The sequence below is a fragment of the Dellaglioa sp. CoH-56-MRSF-14 genome, from assembly GCF_056782115.1.
The window spans coordinates 1-16,111 of record NZ_JBXAYB010000003.1 but is presented as its reverse complement, the minus strand read 5'-3'; the positions used below and the strand labels follow the sequence as shown (position 1 = coordinate 16,111).

Annotated in this window: 17 protein-coding genes and 1 other RNA gene; 13 read left to right on the top strand and 5 right to left on the bottom strand. The window is 33.6% G+C overall.

Annotation, left to right across the window (positions count from 1 at the left end; translation table 11 throughout):
• Nucleotides 1-27 precede the first annotated feature (27 nt).
• The 7 genes from AC1RPX_RS03770 to AC1RPX_RS03740 all read left to right on the top strand — a co-directional run bounded on the left by AC1RPX_RS03770 (nt 28) and on the right by AC1RPX_RS03740 (nt 6,660).
• Nucleotides 28-372 carry an ArsR/SmtB family transcription factor gene (locus AC1RPX_RS03770; protein ID WP_409022250.1) on the top strand — a complete coding sequence of 115 codons (345 nt, stop codon included), beginning with the start codon at nt 28-30 and terminating at the stop codon, nt 370-372.
• 3 nt (nt 373-375) lie between these two features.
• Entirely contained in the window at nt 376-2,055 is a 1,680-nt protein-coding gene (locus tag AC1RPX_RS03765; protein ID WP_481761423.1) for an oleate hydratase, read from the top strand.
• 89 nt (nt 2,056-2,144) lie between these two features.
• On the top strand, nt 2,145-3,296 hold the full coding sequence (locus tag AC1RPX_RS03760) for an aminotransferase class I/II-fold pyridoxal phosphate-dependent enzyme (protein WP_481761422.1): 1,152 nt from the start codon (nt 2,145-2,147) through the stop codon (nt 3,294-3,296).
• 56 nt (nt 3,297-3,352) lie between these two features.
• Nucleotides 3,353-3,526 (top strand): hypothetical protein, encoded by a 174-nt coding sequence (locus AC1RPX_RS03755; protein WP_409022253.1) that lies wholly within the window; start codon nt 3,353-3,355, stop codon nt 3,524-3,526.
• Nucleotides 3,527-3,567: 41 nt separating this feature from the next.
• Complete coding sequence (locus tag AC1RPX_RS03750) at nt 3,568-4,050, top strand: universal stress protein (RefSeq protein ID WP_481761421.1); 483 nt, start codon at nt 3,568-3,570, stop codon at nt 4,048-4,050.
• A gap of 141 nt (nt 4,051-4,191) precedes the next feature.
• Nucleotides 4,192-5,466 (top strand): cation:dicarboxylate symporter family transporter, encoded by a 1,275-nt coding sequence (locus AC1RPX_RS03745; RefSeq protein WP_481761420.1) that lies wholly within the window; start codon nt 4,192-4,194, stop codon nt 5,464-5,466.
• A 27-nt stretch (nt 5,467-5,493) separates the two neighbouring features.
• The gene (locus AC1RPX_RS03740) at nt 5,494-6,660 is read left to right on the top strand and encodes an MDR family MFS transporter (protein WP_481761419.1); all 1,167 of its coding nucleotides are present in this window, start codon (nt 5,494-5,496) and stop codon (nt 6,658-6,660) included.
• A 36-nt stretch (nt 6,661-6,696) separates the two neighbouring features.
• On the opposite strand, the gene AC1RPX_RS03735 is transcribed toward AC1RPX_RS03740, so the two are convergent.
• The 3 genes from AC1RPX_RS03735 to trpX are packed head-to-tail and all read right to left on the bottom strand — an operon-like array spanning nt 6,697 to nt 9,355.
• Entirely contained in the window at nt 6,697-7,467 is a 771-nt protein-coding gene (locus tag AC1RPX_RS03735; RefSeq protein WP_481761418.1) for an ABC transporter ATP-binding protein, read from the bottom strand.
• Nucleotides 7,464-8,357: an ABC transporter permease gene (locus AC1RPX_RS03730; RefSeq protein WP_481761417.1), complete on the bottom strand. Its 894-nt coding sequence runs from the start codon at nt 8,355-8,357 to the stop codon at nt 7,464-7,466. The genes AC1RPX_RS03735 and AC1RPX_RS03730 overlap by 4 nt, the downstream gene beginning before the upstream one ends.
• Complete coding sequence (trpX, locus tag AC1RPX_RS03725) at nt 8,354-9,355, bottom strand: tryptophan ABC transporter substrate-binding protein (protein ID WP_481761416.1); 1,002 nt, start codon at nt 9,353-9,355, stop codon at nt 8,354-8,356. Before trpX ends, AC1RPX_RS03730 begins: the two co-directional genes overlap by 4 nt.
• A gap of 440 nt (nt 9,356-9,795) precedes the next feature.
• Here trpX and AC1RPX_RS03720 point away from each other — a divergent pair, with 440 nt between their 5' ends.
• From AC1RPX_RS03720 to AC1RPX_RS03705, 4 genes are all read left to right on the top strand, one after another.
• Complete coding sequence (locus AC1RPX_RS03720) at nt 9,796-11,178, top strand: L,D-transpeptidase family protein (RefSeq protein ID WP_481761415.1); 1,383 nt, start codon at nt 9,796-9,798, stop codon at nt 11,176-11,178.
• 123 nt (nt 11,179-11,301) lie between these two features.
• Nucleotides 11,302-11,580, top strand: a complete 279-nt coding sequence (locus AC1RPX_RS03715; RefSeq protein WP_409022261.1) for a hypothetical protein — start codon at nt 11,302-11,304, stop codon at nt 11,578-11,580.
• Nucleotides 11,581-11,613: 33 nt separating this feature from the next.
• Complete coding sequence (locus AC1RPX_RS03710; protein WP_481761414.1) at nt 11,614-12,420, top strand: Cof-type HAD-IIB family hydrolase; 807 nt, start codon at nt 11,614-11,616, stop codon at nt 12,418-12,420.
• Between the two features lie 101 nt (nt 12,421-12,521).
• On the top strand, nt 12,522-13,328 hold the full coding sequence (locus AC1RPX_RS03705) for a Cof-type HAD-IIB family hydrolase (RefSeq protein WP_409022263.1): 807 nt from the start codon (nt 12,522-12,524) through the stop codon (nt 13,326-13,328).
• A gap of 97 nt (nt 13,329-13,425) precedes the next feature.
• Here AC1RPX_RS03705 and AC1RPX_RS03700 read toward each other — a convergent pair whose 3' ends face one another.
• A complete protein-coding gene (locus AC1RPX_RS03700; RefSeq protein WP_481761413.1) occupies nt 13,426-14,055 on the bottom strand; it encodes an NAD(P)-dependent oxidoreductase in 630 nt (209 codons plus the stop codon).
• A 124-nt stretch (nt 14,056-14,179) separates the two neighbouring features.
• Between AC1RPX_RS03700 and ssrA the strand changes: the two genes are divergently transcribed.
• Nucleotides 14,180-14,550: a transfer-messenger RNA gene (gene ssrA / locus AC1RPX_RS03695) on the top strand.
• Between the two features lie 332 nt (nt 14,551-14,882).
• On the opposite strand, the gene AC1RPX_RS03690 is transcribed toward ssrA, so the two are convergent.
• Nucleotides 14,883-15,179: a bacteriocin immunity protein gene (locus AC1RPX_RS03690; RefSeq protein WP_481761412.1), complete on the bottom strand. Its 297-nt coding sequence runs from the start codon at nt 15,177-15,179 to the stop codon at nt 14,883-14,885.
• A 249-nt stretch (nt 15,180-15,428) separates the two neighbouring features.
• On the opposite strand from AC1RPX_RS03690, the gene AC1RPX_RS03685 reads away from it, so the two are divergent.
• On the top strand, nt 15,429-16,007 hold the full coding sequence (locus tag AC1RPX_RS03685) for a TMEM175 family protein (protein ID WP_409022266.1): 579 nt from the start codon (nt 15,429-15,431) through the stop codon (nt 16,005-16,007).
• The last annotated feature ends 104 nt before the right edge of the window (nt 16,008-16,111 follow it).

Genomic DNA, 16,111 nt, shown 5'->3' with positions numbered 1-16,111 from the left:
AAGATAGATATAGGGGGATGATTGACAATGGAAGCTGAAGAATTAGAACCAGGGCAATCCGAAGCGCTACAGGAATTTATTTCCAATCTAGATATTTTGAACGCTTTGGCAGATGAAAAAAGACAACGATTAATTATTTTGCTAGGTTCTAAGTCACGGCAAGAGTTAACGGTTTCTGAGCTGGTTGACCGCATGGCGTTATCACAACCGGCAGTTTCACATCATTTGAAAGTTTTAAAAAATGTGGGACTTATTGATTATAAACAAACAGGATTAAAACGTTTTTACTTTTTAACACCTGAAAAAACATTAAACCGTTTGGAACATTTAATTAAAATGATTCGTGAAGGCGAAAAATCGAAGGAGGAATAGATTATGACTCAAAAAGCATATATGATTGGTACAGGTGTTGGTAACTTAGCAGCAGGTATCTATTTAATTCGTGATGGTGGCTGGCATGGTGACCAAATTACGATGTTTGGTTTAGAAAAACATGGTGCTAATGATGGCGCTGCAGTTAAAGATTATGTGACTGAATATGGTAACCAAGGTTTGAGTAATCAAAAAGGATTCCTAGCTAAAGGTGGTCGTATGTTGAATGAAGAAACATATGAAAACTTATGGGATGTTCTTCGAGAAGTGCCATCATTGGATAATCCTGGAAAGACAGTTACAGATGAAATTTTAGATTTTGATCATGCACATCCAACGCATGATATTGCACGCTTAATTGATAAAATGGATGGTATTAGAAATAAAGGCGGTAAGAATGATTATCGTCATATGCAATTTAATACACGAGATCGCGTTTTACTAACAAAATTAATGACGATGCCTGAATCAAAGGAATCAGAGATTAATGATATCAGTATTGAAAAATGGTTTGAAAATAGTCCACACATGTTTACAACTAATTTCTGGTATATGTGGCAAACAACTTTTGCCTTCAAAAAGGAAAGTTCAGCAATGGAATTACGTCGTTATATGAACCGAATGATTCTTGAATTCAGTCGTATTAACACATTGGAAGGTGTTACAAGAACACCATATAACCAATATGAAAGTATTATTTTACCAATGCGTAAATATCTTACAGACCGTGGTGTAACCTTTGTGGATAACCGTAAGATAACTGAATTTAAATTTAAAGATACAGCTTTACGTGACGATATTGTTGTCACTGGTCTTGAATATGAAGAAGTCGATAATGATAATAAAGTCGGCGAAATCATTATTAATGATGGCGATTTAGTATTTGATACGAATGGTTCAATTACAGATAGTTCATCAATGGGCGATATTGATACACCGATTGTGGAAAATATGGACTATGCACCTAGTGCTAAATTATGGAAACAAGCTACTGAACATTTCTATAACTTAGGTAAACCAGATAAATTCTTTAATGATCGTCAACAAAGTGAATGGATGAGTTTTACAGTCACAACTGATAATCATTTAGCAGTAAATGAAATTGCACGGATTACACAACAAGAACCTGGTAATGCATTGAATACCTGGGTTGATAGTAATAATTTATTATCAATCGTGGTTCATCATCAACCTCATTTCCATGCTCAAAAAGAAAATGAGACTGTATTCTGGGGTTACTGTTTATATCCTCGTCGCAAGGGTGATTTTGTTCAAAAACCATTTATCGAGATGACTGGTCGCGAAATGTTAGAAGAATTATTAGGCCATTTGGCTCAAACAGATACAGCTACGAATAATATTAGCCAACGTACAGATGAAATTATGGATAGTGTTGTTAATGTTATACCTGTTTATATGCCATATGCGAGTGCCTTATTTAACCGTCGCGCAATTGGTGATCGTCCTGACGTTGTACCTGAACATTCAAAGAATTTGGCCTTTATTAGTCAATTTGCAGAAATGCCATTTGATATGGTCTTTACAGAACAGTATTCGTTCCGTTGTGCACAAATTGCTGTGTATAAGTTCTTAGGAATTTCAGATACGCAATTAACACCATTACATCATTATGAAAAAATGCCAAAAGTTTTGGCAAAAGCAACGAAAACAATGTTTAGATAAGTTGAAATAACGATTTATAAGAATTTTTATAAATCGTTATTTTTTTGATGTATAATTAAGATTCATTCTAATTCGGAGAAGGTGTCTTAATGATCAAAATAAATACAGTAGCTGATCAGATACAATTATCAGGTATTCGTCGATTTGATGAATGGGTCTCCAAAATAGACGGTATCGATAAGTTAACGTTAGGTGAACCTAATTTCATCACACCTCAACATATTATGGACGCTACAAAAACAGCGCTTGATAACGGACAAACACATTATGAAGCCTCAGCTGGTAATCCAGAATTACGACAGGCAACTGCTGATTATTATAATGAAAAGTTTGAATTGGCTTATGACGCAAAGAATGTTTTAGTGACCGTTGGGGCAACTGAGGCAATTGCTACAGCATTAAAGACGGTAACAACACCAGGAGATTACATTTTAGTACCAGTTCCTTGTTATCCAGCTTACTTGCCATTAATGCAGTTACAAGGCGTTAAACCTATTTTTATGGATACACGTACGACGAACTTTAGGGTAACGGCAGAGCTTATTGAAAAGACATTGCAGGAAAATAAGAATAAAGCTATCGTTGGATTTATATTTAATTATCCAACTAACCCTACCGGTGTTTCTTATGGTAAAATTGAGTTATCTTCTATTAAAGATGTTTTGAAAAAACATGACATTTGGGTGATGAGCGATGAAATTTACTGCGAGTTAACCTATGAACAACCGCATATTTCCATGGCTAATTTGTATCCTGAAGGGACAATTTTAATAATGGGATTGTCTAAATCACATGCAATGACCGGTTGGCGGATTGGGTTTGTATTAGCTGAAGAACGATTAATTAATGCTATGAAAAAGGTCCACCAATATCACGTAACGACCGCGGCAACTTTATCACAAGTAGCTGCACTTGAAGCTGTTAAAAATGGGAAGCAAGATAGTGTACCAATGAGAGATGCTTATCATATTCGTCGTGATAGATTGGTAACAGCCTTAGAAAAATTAGGTTATAATTTAATTAAACCAGATGGCGCCTTTTATTTATTCGTTGAAATACCTAAAAAACTAAAATTAACGTCAGTTGAATTTTGTCAGCAACTTGCTCTGAAAGAAAAGGTAGCTGTTGTTCCAGGTAGTGCATTCACAGAATTTGGTGAGGGCTACTTTAGAATAAGTTTTGCTGCAAGTGATGAACAGTTAGCAAAACTCATCATCGCCTTGGAAAATAGTAAGCATTAAATTCAATTTATTAATCTAATTATGGTACGTTTGTATGAGTAAAAGGAGTGATTAAAATGGATGGAAATGTTGACTGGACAATTGCTGAGCTTAAAAAAATTGAAACAGAAGAAAACCAATTATTGATTGAAGCTACAATTGCGCTATTAAAAGATCAGTCAGTTGAAATTGAGAGCTTGCATGGCTCAATGGAAGGGCAGCTTTGGAGCCCAAGTAACTGGCGTAAGTAAAATCATCAATAATGGCAACAAAACAAGTGAGGAGTGACGATATGAATAATAGATTAGAAAAGTTGGACTTTGACATAACACCGGTAACTTTTAAACGCGTTTTAGTTGCCATAGATGAGGATGATTCTGAATCATCAATTTTAGCTTTTAATTATGCGGTAGCGTTAGCTAAGTTACAACAAATTCCTTTAGGGATTGTTTCAATATTAGAGACAGGTGATATGAATATTTTTGATTCTATGTCACCAGTTGTTATCAAAGAAAATAAAAAATTACTTGAAGAAAGTATCGAACGCTATGTAGATAAGGCGCATGATTTTGGCGTTAAAAATGTACAAGCAATTGTTTCTGCTGGTAGACCAGGTTCTGAAATTGTTGAGAAGGTTATTCCAGATTTTAAACCGGATATTCTAATTTGCGGTTCAAAAACGAATACGCCAAGTAATTCAAAGAAATTATTTATTGGCTCTCAAGCTAGTTATATGGCTCAAAATGCACAATGTTCCGTTAGTGTCATCAGATAATATTTTAAAAATATGAATGTTAAAAGAGCGAAAAACTCATTTTACAGTTTTTTGCTCTTTTTTAATAAAAAAATAACATAATTGTTCGTATATATGATAAGATTAACCATAGTAAATTAAAATATAGTGAGGATGGTTAAATTGAAATATTATAAAGCGTACCGAATTAGTCTTGGGTGGCAAATTTTAATTGGATTAATTTTAGGAATTATTATTGGTGCTATTGGGTATCAAAATAAACTCATTATTAACTCACTTCAACCGCTGGGAACCATCTTTATTAATATGATCAAAATGATTGTCTTACCGATTGTTGTTTCATGTCTAGTGGTCGGAATCGCCAATATGGGAGATATCCACAAATTAGGTAGAATCGGTGGAAAAACATTAATTTACTTTGAAATTATGACAACAATTGCGATTGCATTAGGATTAATTGTTGGTAACTTAACTAAACCCGGACAATTTATAGATATTACAGCTTTAAATAAAGTCGATATTAGTCAATATGTTACAACTGAAAACTCAACCTCTACTGGGTTGAGTACGATTTTAATGCATATTGTGCCAACTAATATTTTTGAGGCACTTGTTAAAGGTGATATGCTGCCTATTATCTTCTTTTCCGTTTTATTTGGACTCGGGACAGCAACGCTAGGTGAGAAGGGAAAACCGATTATTGATTTCTTCTCAGCTGTATCTGAAGTTATGTTCAAAGTGACAAACTGGGTAATGAAATTGGCACCTATCGGTGTTTTTGCATTAATTGGTGTCACAATAGCACAATTAGGCGTTTCTGCTTTAAAACCATTAGGGTTCTTTATTATTGTGACCTATATAACGATGATATTTTTTGTTATTGTAGTAATGGGTCTTGTTGCTAAATTATTTAAAATTAATTTAATCGTCTTGTTAAAGGTAATCAAGGATGAAATGATTCTTGCTTTTTCAACGGCTAGTTCTGAAGCAGCACTGCCTAAAATTATGGAAAAAATGGAAAATTTTGGTGTTAAAAAGGGAATTGTTTCTTTTGTTGTTCCAACAGGATATACATTTAATCTAGATGGATCAGCAATTTATCAGTCAATAGCTGCTCTGTTTTTGGCACAGGCATACCATATTAATTTATCAATTGGACAACAAGTTACATTATTGATTGTGTTAATGATTACGTCTAAAGGGATGGCTGGAGTACCTGGTGCATCATTTGTCGTCCTATTAGCGACAATCTCAACTATTGGTGTTCCTGCTTCGGGGTTGGCTTTTATCGCTGGAGTTGATAGAATCATAGATATGGGTCGTACAACCGTCAATGTTGTTGGTAATTCATTAGCAGCTGTTATTATCGCACAATCAGAAAATGAATTTGATCGTGAAAAGAATCAAAAGTATTTAGAAAAATTGAACATTAAGTAACCTTAAAAAGGGGGCTTTCGGAAAAAAATGACGAAAGAAATTAAATTAAAATGGTTGTTAATAGGTTCAGTGATTAGTAGCGCAGGTTCAAGTTTCGTCTGGCCGTTAACAACAATTTACATGCATAACTATTTAGGTAAAAGTTTAACATTTTCTGGAATTGTACTATTAATAAACTCAGTTGCGACTATTATTGGTAATTATGCTGGTGGTTATTTATTTGATAAATGGCGGCCTTATTATGCGACATTGGTAGGAATCGTAATTGCATGGTTGGCCGTATTAGGCTTAGTTTTCATGCATGGCTGGCCAGCATACCCAATTTTGCTAGTTATTTTGGGTCTTGGTAACGGGATTGTGGCAACAATTTTAAATTCATTTGCGGCCACAATTAGAAGAAAAGATAGTCGATATGTTTTTAATCTCTTTTATTTAGCTTTAAATTTAGGGATTGTTATTGGGACATTATTAGTTGGATACGTGATTGAAGTTAGTGTCACAATGGTCTTTGTATCAGCATTAATTTTATATTCAATATTTTTGATTACTGCTATTTTAGCGTATAGAGTTGATCCAATACGAAAAAAAGTGAAACCAACAAAATCAGAACAATCAGCTGGTGTTAATCCCAAAGTTTGGATTATCGGCGCAATGTGGTTAACATTCCTGGTTATTTGGTTGAGTTACGAGCAATGGCAAAGTAATTTATCAATTTATATGGATAAGTTAGATATTCCATTGAGTCAATATAGTTTATTATGGACGATTAATGCAGGACTCATTGTTTTTGGACAACCACTAGTGACGCTTGTAACGAGAACAATTGCTAAGTCATTATTTAGACAAATTATTATGGGTGTTGGCTTATTTGCGTTATCATTTACAACACTTATTTTTGCGAAAGACTTTTCTCATTTTGTCTTTTCAATGGTCTTGTTGACGTTAGGTGAAATGGTCGCATTCCCAGCCATTCCGGCATGGATTAATGAACTGGCCGAGCCAGGTCAAGAAGGTAAGGCACAAGGAACGATTAATATTGCCGCATCTATTGGTAAAGCGTTAGGACCATTAGTTGGTGGAATCGTAATTGAACGATTGTCATACAACGGTTTGTTCGTTGGTTCGACATTATTAATCTTACTTGCCTTGGCAGTTGTTGTTATTGCAACTAAGAAAGCGAATATAAAATCGTAAAAAAATACCACAACTTTTATAAGGTTGTGGTATTTTTTATTCTAAATCATTAAAATAGGCTAATAAATCAGTCGTAGATAGGTTGGCACGTTTTTCACCTGATAAATCAGATTGAATCTGACCATCATTTAAGACAATTGTTCGATTACCATATGATAATGCGTCCTCTAAGTGATGCGTAATCATTAGACAAGATAATTGTTCTTGTTCAACAATTTCGGCGGTTAATTTTAATAATTCTTGGCTTGTTTTGGGGTCGAGGGCGGCCGTATGTTCATCTAGTAGCAGTAAGTCAGGTTGAATCAAAGTTGCCATTAAAAAACTTAATGTTTGACGTTGACCACCAGACAAGTTTCCAGCAGGTGTATTTAAATGTTCTGATAAACCATTTGGCATCTTTGCGGTTAATTCACGAAATTGCGTCATTTTTTGTTTTAAATGACGAGGTTTAAACCGACGGCGACTGCCTCGATTTAAGGCTAATAATAGATTTTCAGCGACTGTCATTCTAGGTGCTGTGCCCATTTTAGGATCTTGAAAAACACGACTAATATAATTTGTCCGTTTAATATCATTTTCATTCGTAATATTTTTATTGCGTAACATAATTTTGCCACTCGTTGGTTTAATATTACCAGCAATTGTATTGAAAAGGGTCGATTTACCAGCGCCATTAGTACCAATTACAGTTATAAAATCGCCTTTATTGATGGTGAGGTTTAAATTTTTTAAGATTTGTTGCTCCTCAGAAGTACCGGTATTAACGGTAGTGACGATATTGGAAAGTGAAAAAATGGGTTCAGTCATTTTGAATGGCCTCCTTCAAACAAAGTATTTAGTCTTAGCGCTTTTCGGAGAGTTGGTAACATTAAACAGAATGCTAAAATAATAGCAGAAATTAATTTTAAATCGTTTGCGTTAAAGCCTAATGTTAATACAATTAAAATAACAAATCGGTAGAAAATACTACCAATGACAACGGCAACCAAACGTGCTGTTAATGATAAGTTACCAAAAACAACTTCACCGATAATAATTGCAGCAAGCCCAATGACAATCGTTCCGATACCCATACTGATATCAGCATAGCCATTATTTTGCGCGATTAGCCCACCGGCAAGTCCGATGAAGCCATTTGAAACCATTAGTCCTAAAATCTTCATACGATCGGTTTGGATACCAAGTGAGCGGGCCATTTTTTCATTATCACCGGTTGCGATGAACGCTTGGCCTAATTCGGTATTTAAAAAGAAAGCGAGTAAGCCAATACTAATGATAACCAGAATGAGCCCTAATACAACGGAATCAAAAGATGCAGGAAGATTAGTTAGAAAGTGAGCAGAAAAAATTGTATTTTGTCCAAGTAAACTGATATTTGCTTTTGTTAAAATTCGTAGGTTAATTGAATATAAACTTGTCATGACAAGGATTCCAGCTAATAAAATCGGAATTTTACCTTTTGTATAAAGTAACCCGGTGGCTAGACCAGCTAGTGTCCCTGCTAGAAATGCAAAGAATGTGGCCAGAAGCGGGTTAACTCCGTGGATTAGACAAATCACAGTTACGCTGGCGCCCATTGGAAAAGTACCTTCGACAGTCATATCAGGAAAGTCTAAAATTCTAAATGAAAGATAAAGACCAAGACCTAAAACCCCCCATAGGAGTCCTTGTCCGATAGCAGATACAATAATTGTCATTTGATTAACTCTCCTTTATTTTTGGCTTGATCAATTAATGCTTGTGGAATTGTAATATTTAAGGCCTTTGCTGTTTTCAAATTAATAACAAGATCACCTTTTTTTACAAAATTAATTGGTGTTGTTGCAGGGACACTTTTTCCAGAAAGAACGGCAGCAGCCATTTTACCAGTGGCTACACCTAAATCATATTGGTTAATACTAATAGTTGCCAAGCCGCCATTTTTGACCATTGTATCTACTGCAGGGAAAATTGGAATTTTAGCTTGTGTCGCATTTTTAACGAGAGTCTGCATACTTGATGCTACTGTGTTATCCGTGGGGACATAAACGGCATCAACAGATGCTACGAGCGATTGTGACACTTGGTCAACATCATTTGTAGAGGTAATTGTTGCCGATTTAACTTCTAAGCCTGATTTGATTGCTGCAGATTTAAATTGTTGATACTGTTTTGTAGCTGAATCGTCACTTGATGTGTAAAGGACACCCACGGTTTTCATATTAGGTATTAGTTCCTTCATTAAAGCTAACTGTGCTTTAATAGGTGCTTGATCAGAAACACCGGTGATATTATTACCTGGTTTCTGATTGTTGCTAACTAAACCAGAACCTTTTGGATCAGTAACGGCACCTAAAATAATTGGTGTTTTTTTAGTTACATTAGCTAAAGATTGTGCAGAGGGTGTTGCGATACCAATCATGAGATTAACATTTTCATTATTAAACTTGTCACTCATTGATTTTAAATTACTTTGATCAGCTTCAGCATTTTGGAAATCAATATTCACAGACTTACCAGGTACGTAACCTTCTTTTTCTAATCCAGCAATAATTCCTTTATGAATCGCATCCAGTGCAGGATGTGTTGTTAATTGAAGAATACCAATTGTTGGTACTCCTTTAGCGTTTGAAAATGTTGTTGGTTGAAGTGTTGAGAAAAAAGCAATCACTAAGAATAAAAATAACGCAATAATGGTTCCAATTAATCGTTTCATTTTATAAGTACCCCTTTAATTTTTAATAAAAAAAGACAGTCCTCAGATTCGAGGGCCGTCTTGAAAGACAAAACCCCCGCATGAATATACTGATATCCATACAGGGGTTTTGATTTATAGAAACCAAACCGATATACAGATACAATCTGAATAGACAGATTATATCTGTAAAAAACAGACTACAATCTGAATAACCGGCTTTGCCAACGATTATTAAGTTTTACTTGTGAATAAGTCATAGGCTTGATTTCCTCTCTGAGTTAGTTGATAAATGTAGTATAGATAAATCTGATATTATTGTCAAATATTATTTAAAAGATTTTAAAAGTTATAAAGAGTATAATTTAGAAAACAACAAAATTGATTCGACATTCATAGTGCGGTATGATATTTTTATTGGGAATAGCGCACTATGAATTCATAATATGAGGTGAAAAACTATGAAAAAATCGTTAAAGATTGGTATTAGTATCGGAAGTATTTTAGTTTTGGGAATTCTTGGTGGAGCAAGTTTCAATCAAAGTATGCATTTTAATAAAGGCATCACAATTAATGATACAGATGTCAGTGGATTAAGTGTTGATAAAGTTATTAGTAAGTTAAAAAATGAAACGTCAAAAAATGTTATTTATGTAGGTAAAACAAAAATAGTCGATGCAAAAGATACAACAACTGGTTTTACTGATGAAGATAAGCCAGCGATTAAAGCATTGTTGAAGAAGCAACGTACCATTCTTCCTTCAAATGTTAAGAAAAATTATGCGATTGTTCCACAAAAGTTGAATACAACAGTTAAGGATCAATTAAAAGCACAATTAAAAACCCAACTAACAAAGTTAAATAAAACAAGAACAGTGGCTGTTGATGCAAGTCCCATTTTAAAAAATGGAAAAGTATCAGTAACACCTGGGAAAAAAGGGAATCAATATAATGTTAAGCAAATTTTAGCTGCCTATGATAAGGCTGGCTATAGTAGCATTACGAAGTTGAAGGATACTGAACTCCAACCTTTATCTGCTGACAGTAAAACAGTTAAAGCTGATACTGAAAAATTGGATACACTAGCTGCTAGACAGACTGTTTATACCGTTCAATCAACGAAGTATACGTTGAAGGGTGCAGATATTCTTAAGCAAGCAACTGTTGAAGATGGTAAATATGTTGTTGATACGAGTGGTATTTCTGCAAAAGTAGATGAAATTAATAAGAAACAAGCAACATTGAATAAAAAGTATAATTTTAAAACGGCTACAGGAAGTACTGTTCCAGTTAGTGGACAATCATATGGTTGGGCCCTTGGAATGAATGACTCAGTGACACATGTTTTGACAGCGTTAGAAGATGGTACTGCAGCTATTGACGCAACCAATGATAAATATGGTGTTGGCTATAATACTTATGGAACTGGTTACACAACGACTGCAAATGATGGACTTGGAGATACGTATGCTGAAGTGTCAATTGCGCAGCAGAAAGTTTGGATCCATAAAAATGGCAAGGTTGTTTTAACAACTGATGTTGCAACTGGTAAACATAGTACTGGTGAAGATACAACTAAGGGTGTTTGGTATATTATGTACAAACAAACGCCATCAATACTTAAAGGTAGTGAAGTTGGTAAAGCTAATTATTCTGTCAAAGTTAGTTACTGGGCTCAATTCACAAATAGTGGAATTGGTTTCCATGACGCTAGTTGGAGAACAAATTGGTCTAAAACAGCTTATCTTAAAGATGGTTCTGGTGGTTGTGTTAATACAAAACCAGCCGCAATGGCAACTTTATTTGCGAACGTTTCACAAAACGAACCTGTTGTTGTTTATTAATTTAAGGCTTAATCAGTTCTTAAACTGGTTAAGCTTTTTTTAATGATTTATTATTAATAACTTCATAGATAAGTCATAAAGCCAAGGTAGTATGAACCTATACCAGAAAGGAAGTTTAACAAAATGAAAATAGATAAAAACAAAGATAATAAATTAATAAGTGATAATATCGTTTCTGCACAAGTCATTGCGTTGAACAATCATATTATTACTGTAAAAACTGAAAATTCAGAAATTATAAAAATTAAACAACCAAATAGTACAAAAAATGACAAGATATTTCTAGAGACAATGAAAGATATTTTACGGTCGGGATTGTGGATTCCTGTGAATCGAGTCATGCAAATTATAATGCGTTATGACTGGTTTGATACGCCATTTGAAGAATATAGTTATGTATAGAAATCATGTATAATAACGTTAGAGGTGGCAGGGATGACGATTAAATTAATTGCAGTAGATTTAGATGGTACATTTTTAAGGGATGATAAATCATACGATAAAGAAAGATTTTCGCATCAATTTGAAAGGATGCAACAACAGGGAATACATTTTGTGGTAGCAAGTGGGAATCCAACCTTAGCCATTGAACAATATTTTAAAGAAATTAAAGATAAAATTGGTTACGTTGCTGAAAATGGAGCAGTCATTCAAGATGCAAAAGAGTTATTGAAAGAATACATTTTTGAAAATAGTCTCTATCAAGAAACGATTCAGTATTTGAAGGAAACATTCACTGAAATAGGACTATTAGCGGTTAATAATCAAGGAGGTTTCTATGATAAACGGGAATCTGATACATTTATTCAAGATGTAAATGATTATTATCCGAAAGTAACCGGAGTCGATAATTTGGTATCACTTAATCAAGGAATTTCTATGCTGACGGGTCATTTTCCCGTGTCGTTATATGAAAGAATATCATTACAATTAAATACTGAAATGAATAATAAACTTCAAGCAAAAGCGTCTGGATTTGGTTATATTGATATTAATTTAGTGAACGCGACAAAGAAAAACGGCATAAATTTACTACAAAATCGTTGGCAAATCTTGGATGAAGAAGTTGCGACATTTGGGGATAATGATAATGATCAAGAAATGTTGGCGTTCACGCCGAATAGTTTTTCTATGGCTAGCGGATCAAAGTTAGCTAAAAAAACAGCAAAACACATCATTGGGTTGAATCAAAATGATAGTGTTTTGGATAGCATTGATGATATTTTAAATCATAAATTGTAAAGAAACGTTCTTTTCCAAGGGGCGTTTCTTTTTAGTTCTTTGTATCCGTTTACTTATGCAGTATAATAGAGTTATTAAAGCATAATCGGAGGAATGTAATTTTGACAGTCAAGATAATTGCAGTGGATTTAGATGGTACATTTTTAAGAGATAATAAAACGTTTGATGAAGTTAGATTTAGTCACCAATTAGTTGAACTAAAAAATAAAGGGATTCATTTCGTGGTAGCAAGTGGAAATCAAGTTATGAAAATTAAAGATATTTTTAAACGTATCTCTGGTGAAATAGGTTACGTTTCAGATAACGGTGCGGTTATTTATGATGGCAACACCCATATCAGATCATTTAATATTGATCCAGCCGTATTTGAAAAAACAGTTTTATATATCCAAAAGGTATCGCCAAATTATGGAATCTTAGCATCAACAGATGAGAGTGGGTATATTGATGCAAGTGAGTCTGATAACTTTGTAGAAATGGCTAATACGTACTATCCAGACATTATTAAGGTCCCTAATTTAAGTAAGGTTGAAAAAACTATTTCTAAAGTTACGATTAATGGCCCCATTGACGAATATAAAACATTTGCGGTTAAATTAAAAGAAAATGTTGATGAATCATTAGTTGCAAAAGTTTCTGGTTTTGGATTTATTGATATCAATGTTAAAGAGGCAACAAAACAAAATGGGTTAAATGCTTTGCAAGAATTATGGGATGTAAAAGATGATGAAGTAGTAACCGTTGGAGATAATGATAATGATGCTGAGATGTTGGCATACACACCATTAAGTTTTGCAATGGAAAAGTCTTCAAATATGGCAGCTAAAATGGCAAATCATCGTATCGGTTCAAATCAAGATGATAGCGTCTTAGATTTAATTGATGACGTTTTAGCAGGTAAATATTAAAATATAATTTAGATAATGACGTAAAAATAAGTGATGATTATCACTTATTTTTTTACAAAAAAAACCACTTTCTTGTGAAAGTGGCAGATAATTAAATTTATTTAGAAACAACGCTAAAACGTTCTTGATGATGTGAATTAGATTCAATTTCATCAACCAATGCGATAGAGAAGTCGGCATAGCTAATTTCACTATTACCTTGTGAATTCATTGTTAAAACGTCACCGGCAATTTGATAGTGGCCTGTTTTTTCGCCACTAGGATTGAAAAATGCAGCTGGTGAAATATAGACCCAATCTACATTTGAAACGGTACGGAGTGTGACTAAAGCATCACGCATATTTTTGGCTGTTGCTTTAGCACCTTCAGGGAAGTCAGGTGTATCACCAAGTAACAGTGTTTTTTCAGAATCAACGAAAAGACTACTTGCGCCACCAACAATAACGAGCTTAACCTTAGTATCAGCTAAGATATCCGTTAAATGTTTTAATGATGTTTGATGAAGATTTTCTTGACCAAATGGAGCGTTAAAAGCATCTACAATAACATCAAATAATTCTAAATCAGCAGTTGTTAACTTGAAAAGATCTTTTTCTATAAAAGGAACATCTTCTGTTAATTTGCTTTTATTTCTAATAATAGCAGTAACATCTAAATGACGAGAAACTGCCTCTTTTAATGTAGATTGTCCTTGTTTACCAGTTGCACCAATAATTCCAATTTTCATTTTATAACTCCCTTTCTAAGTAACTGTCTTCACAATAGTTGAATGACATTTTTTTGTCAAAGAATAAGTCGTCAGGTTACATCTTTATTTTAACTGATAAATATGGTATGTTTATAGTTGTTATGGGGATGTTCAGGATTCGACAGGTATAGGTTGAGCTTGGATTGCGTTTCGAAGTTTGCGTCTTCGTTAAAACGCTCAGTTAAATTATAACTGCAAAAAATAATAGTAATACTTACGCTTTAGCTGCTTAATAGCGCTCTAACGTAGATCCTCCTAGTATCGTCCATGTGCTAGATCTGGGTCCTAAATTAAGTGGACTTACGTTAACTTCTTCCACCTGGAGAAGTTAAAAGAGACTAATCAGGTTAGTCAGACGTGTTAGCCCTGTTATACGGCGCTACGGTTGGCGAATTTTAAATAGTATAACTATGAACGTAGATGTTTGAGTGGCAATATGCTTGGACGCGGGTTCGACTCCCGCCATCTCCATTTTACAGTTTGAATAAGGTTGAAAAGCCTTATAAAATATCACTTTTGCATTTTAAAAGTTTGAATAAGATTGAATGAGTTTGAATGCAAATTAAGGTGTTTTTAAGGTGATTTTTGACAATCCTATTCAACATAACAGATGAAAAGATGACTTGATTCGACGAGTTATCTTTTTTATTTTGCCATAAAATTAGAGGTCTATTATGAAAAAATAAATTAATTTGTTAGAAATTACGGACACAAAAAATGACCATTTACAAAGGATTATTTTTGTAAGTAGTCGTTTTTTACGAACTTTATATTAAAATAAAGGTATAAACCAAGAAAGAATATAGTTAGTAACCATATCTAATATTGGAGATAGAGGTTAACTCTTTTAATTTTTTAGATTGATTGTCAGATAAAGGTTGTTCATCATTCCTGATGGCTTTAGAAAGATCTAAGTTCATGCGACTTAAAATGAATGGAACAGAAGAACGTTTTTGTTTTAGTTCTTCGAGATAAGCTTGTAACGTAATTTTAAGTGTATTATTACCATTATTTGTACTTAAATCAGTTAATAAATCGGTAATAATTTGTTCGGCCTGTTTTCCACGATCATCTCCGCCGGAAAACCATTTTAATTTATTCATAGACTAGAACTCCTTAATTTATTTGTATTAACTAATAATATATTAAAATATATAAATTAAAGAGAAATAGTTAACATAATAAATGATAAATATGGTCCCAGTTGATCATTAAAATATAAATTAACCTACCAGTTTATGCCTGCCATATTTGTTGGAAGTATATTTTATCTTTAAAAAGTGGAATTATTTTTAGTTGATTTAATGACTAATCTTTGTAATACTAAATTTATAAAAATTTAGGGGGTTCGTATGTCAAAAGGTAGAGTTGAAGCGTTCACAGATGCTGTAGTTGCTATTATTATGACAATCATGGTTTTAGAGTTAAAAGCACCAGAGGGAGACACATTTTCAGATTTAATACCGCTTCAAAGTACTTTTTTAGCTTACGTATTAAGTTTCTTTTTAATTGGTGTCACCTGGAATAATCATCATCACATGTTTCAATTGGCGGATAAAATCAATGGGCGGGTGTTGATTGTTAATACTGGATTTATGTTTGTAATGTCATTCATGCCATTTGCAACAAGCTGGGTTGGTGAACATTATAATAAATTTGCGCCTGCCTTTTTATATGGCCTTGTCTTTCTATTATTTAATATTATGTATGTAGTATTAACTAATGAATTACTTCGAGCAAATGGGCCTGAATCAAATTTAGCAAAAGCAATTAAAAATGACAATAAAACATGGGTGTCGTTATCTTTTTCACTTATTGGATTGATGTCAGTATTTATTAAACCAGAGTTGGTGTTAATTTTTTGTCTGATTGTACCATCAATTTGGTTTATACCTAATCGATTAATTGAAAATTTCTATAAAGACAAATGAAAAAAAGTTCCAACAAGAAATTTCTTGTGTAATAATCCCTTTATGGTTGTCAGATGAAATAATATAATTTCATCCGATAATCATGGAGGGATTTTTGTATGTCC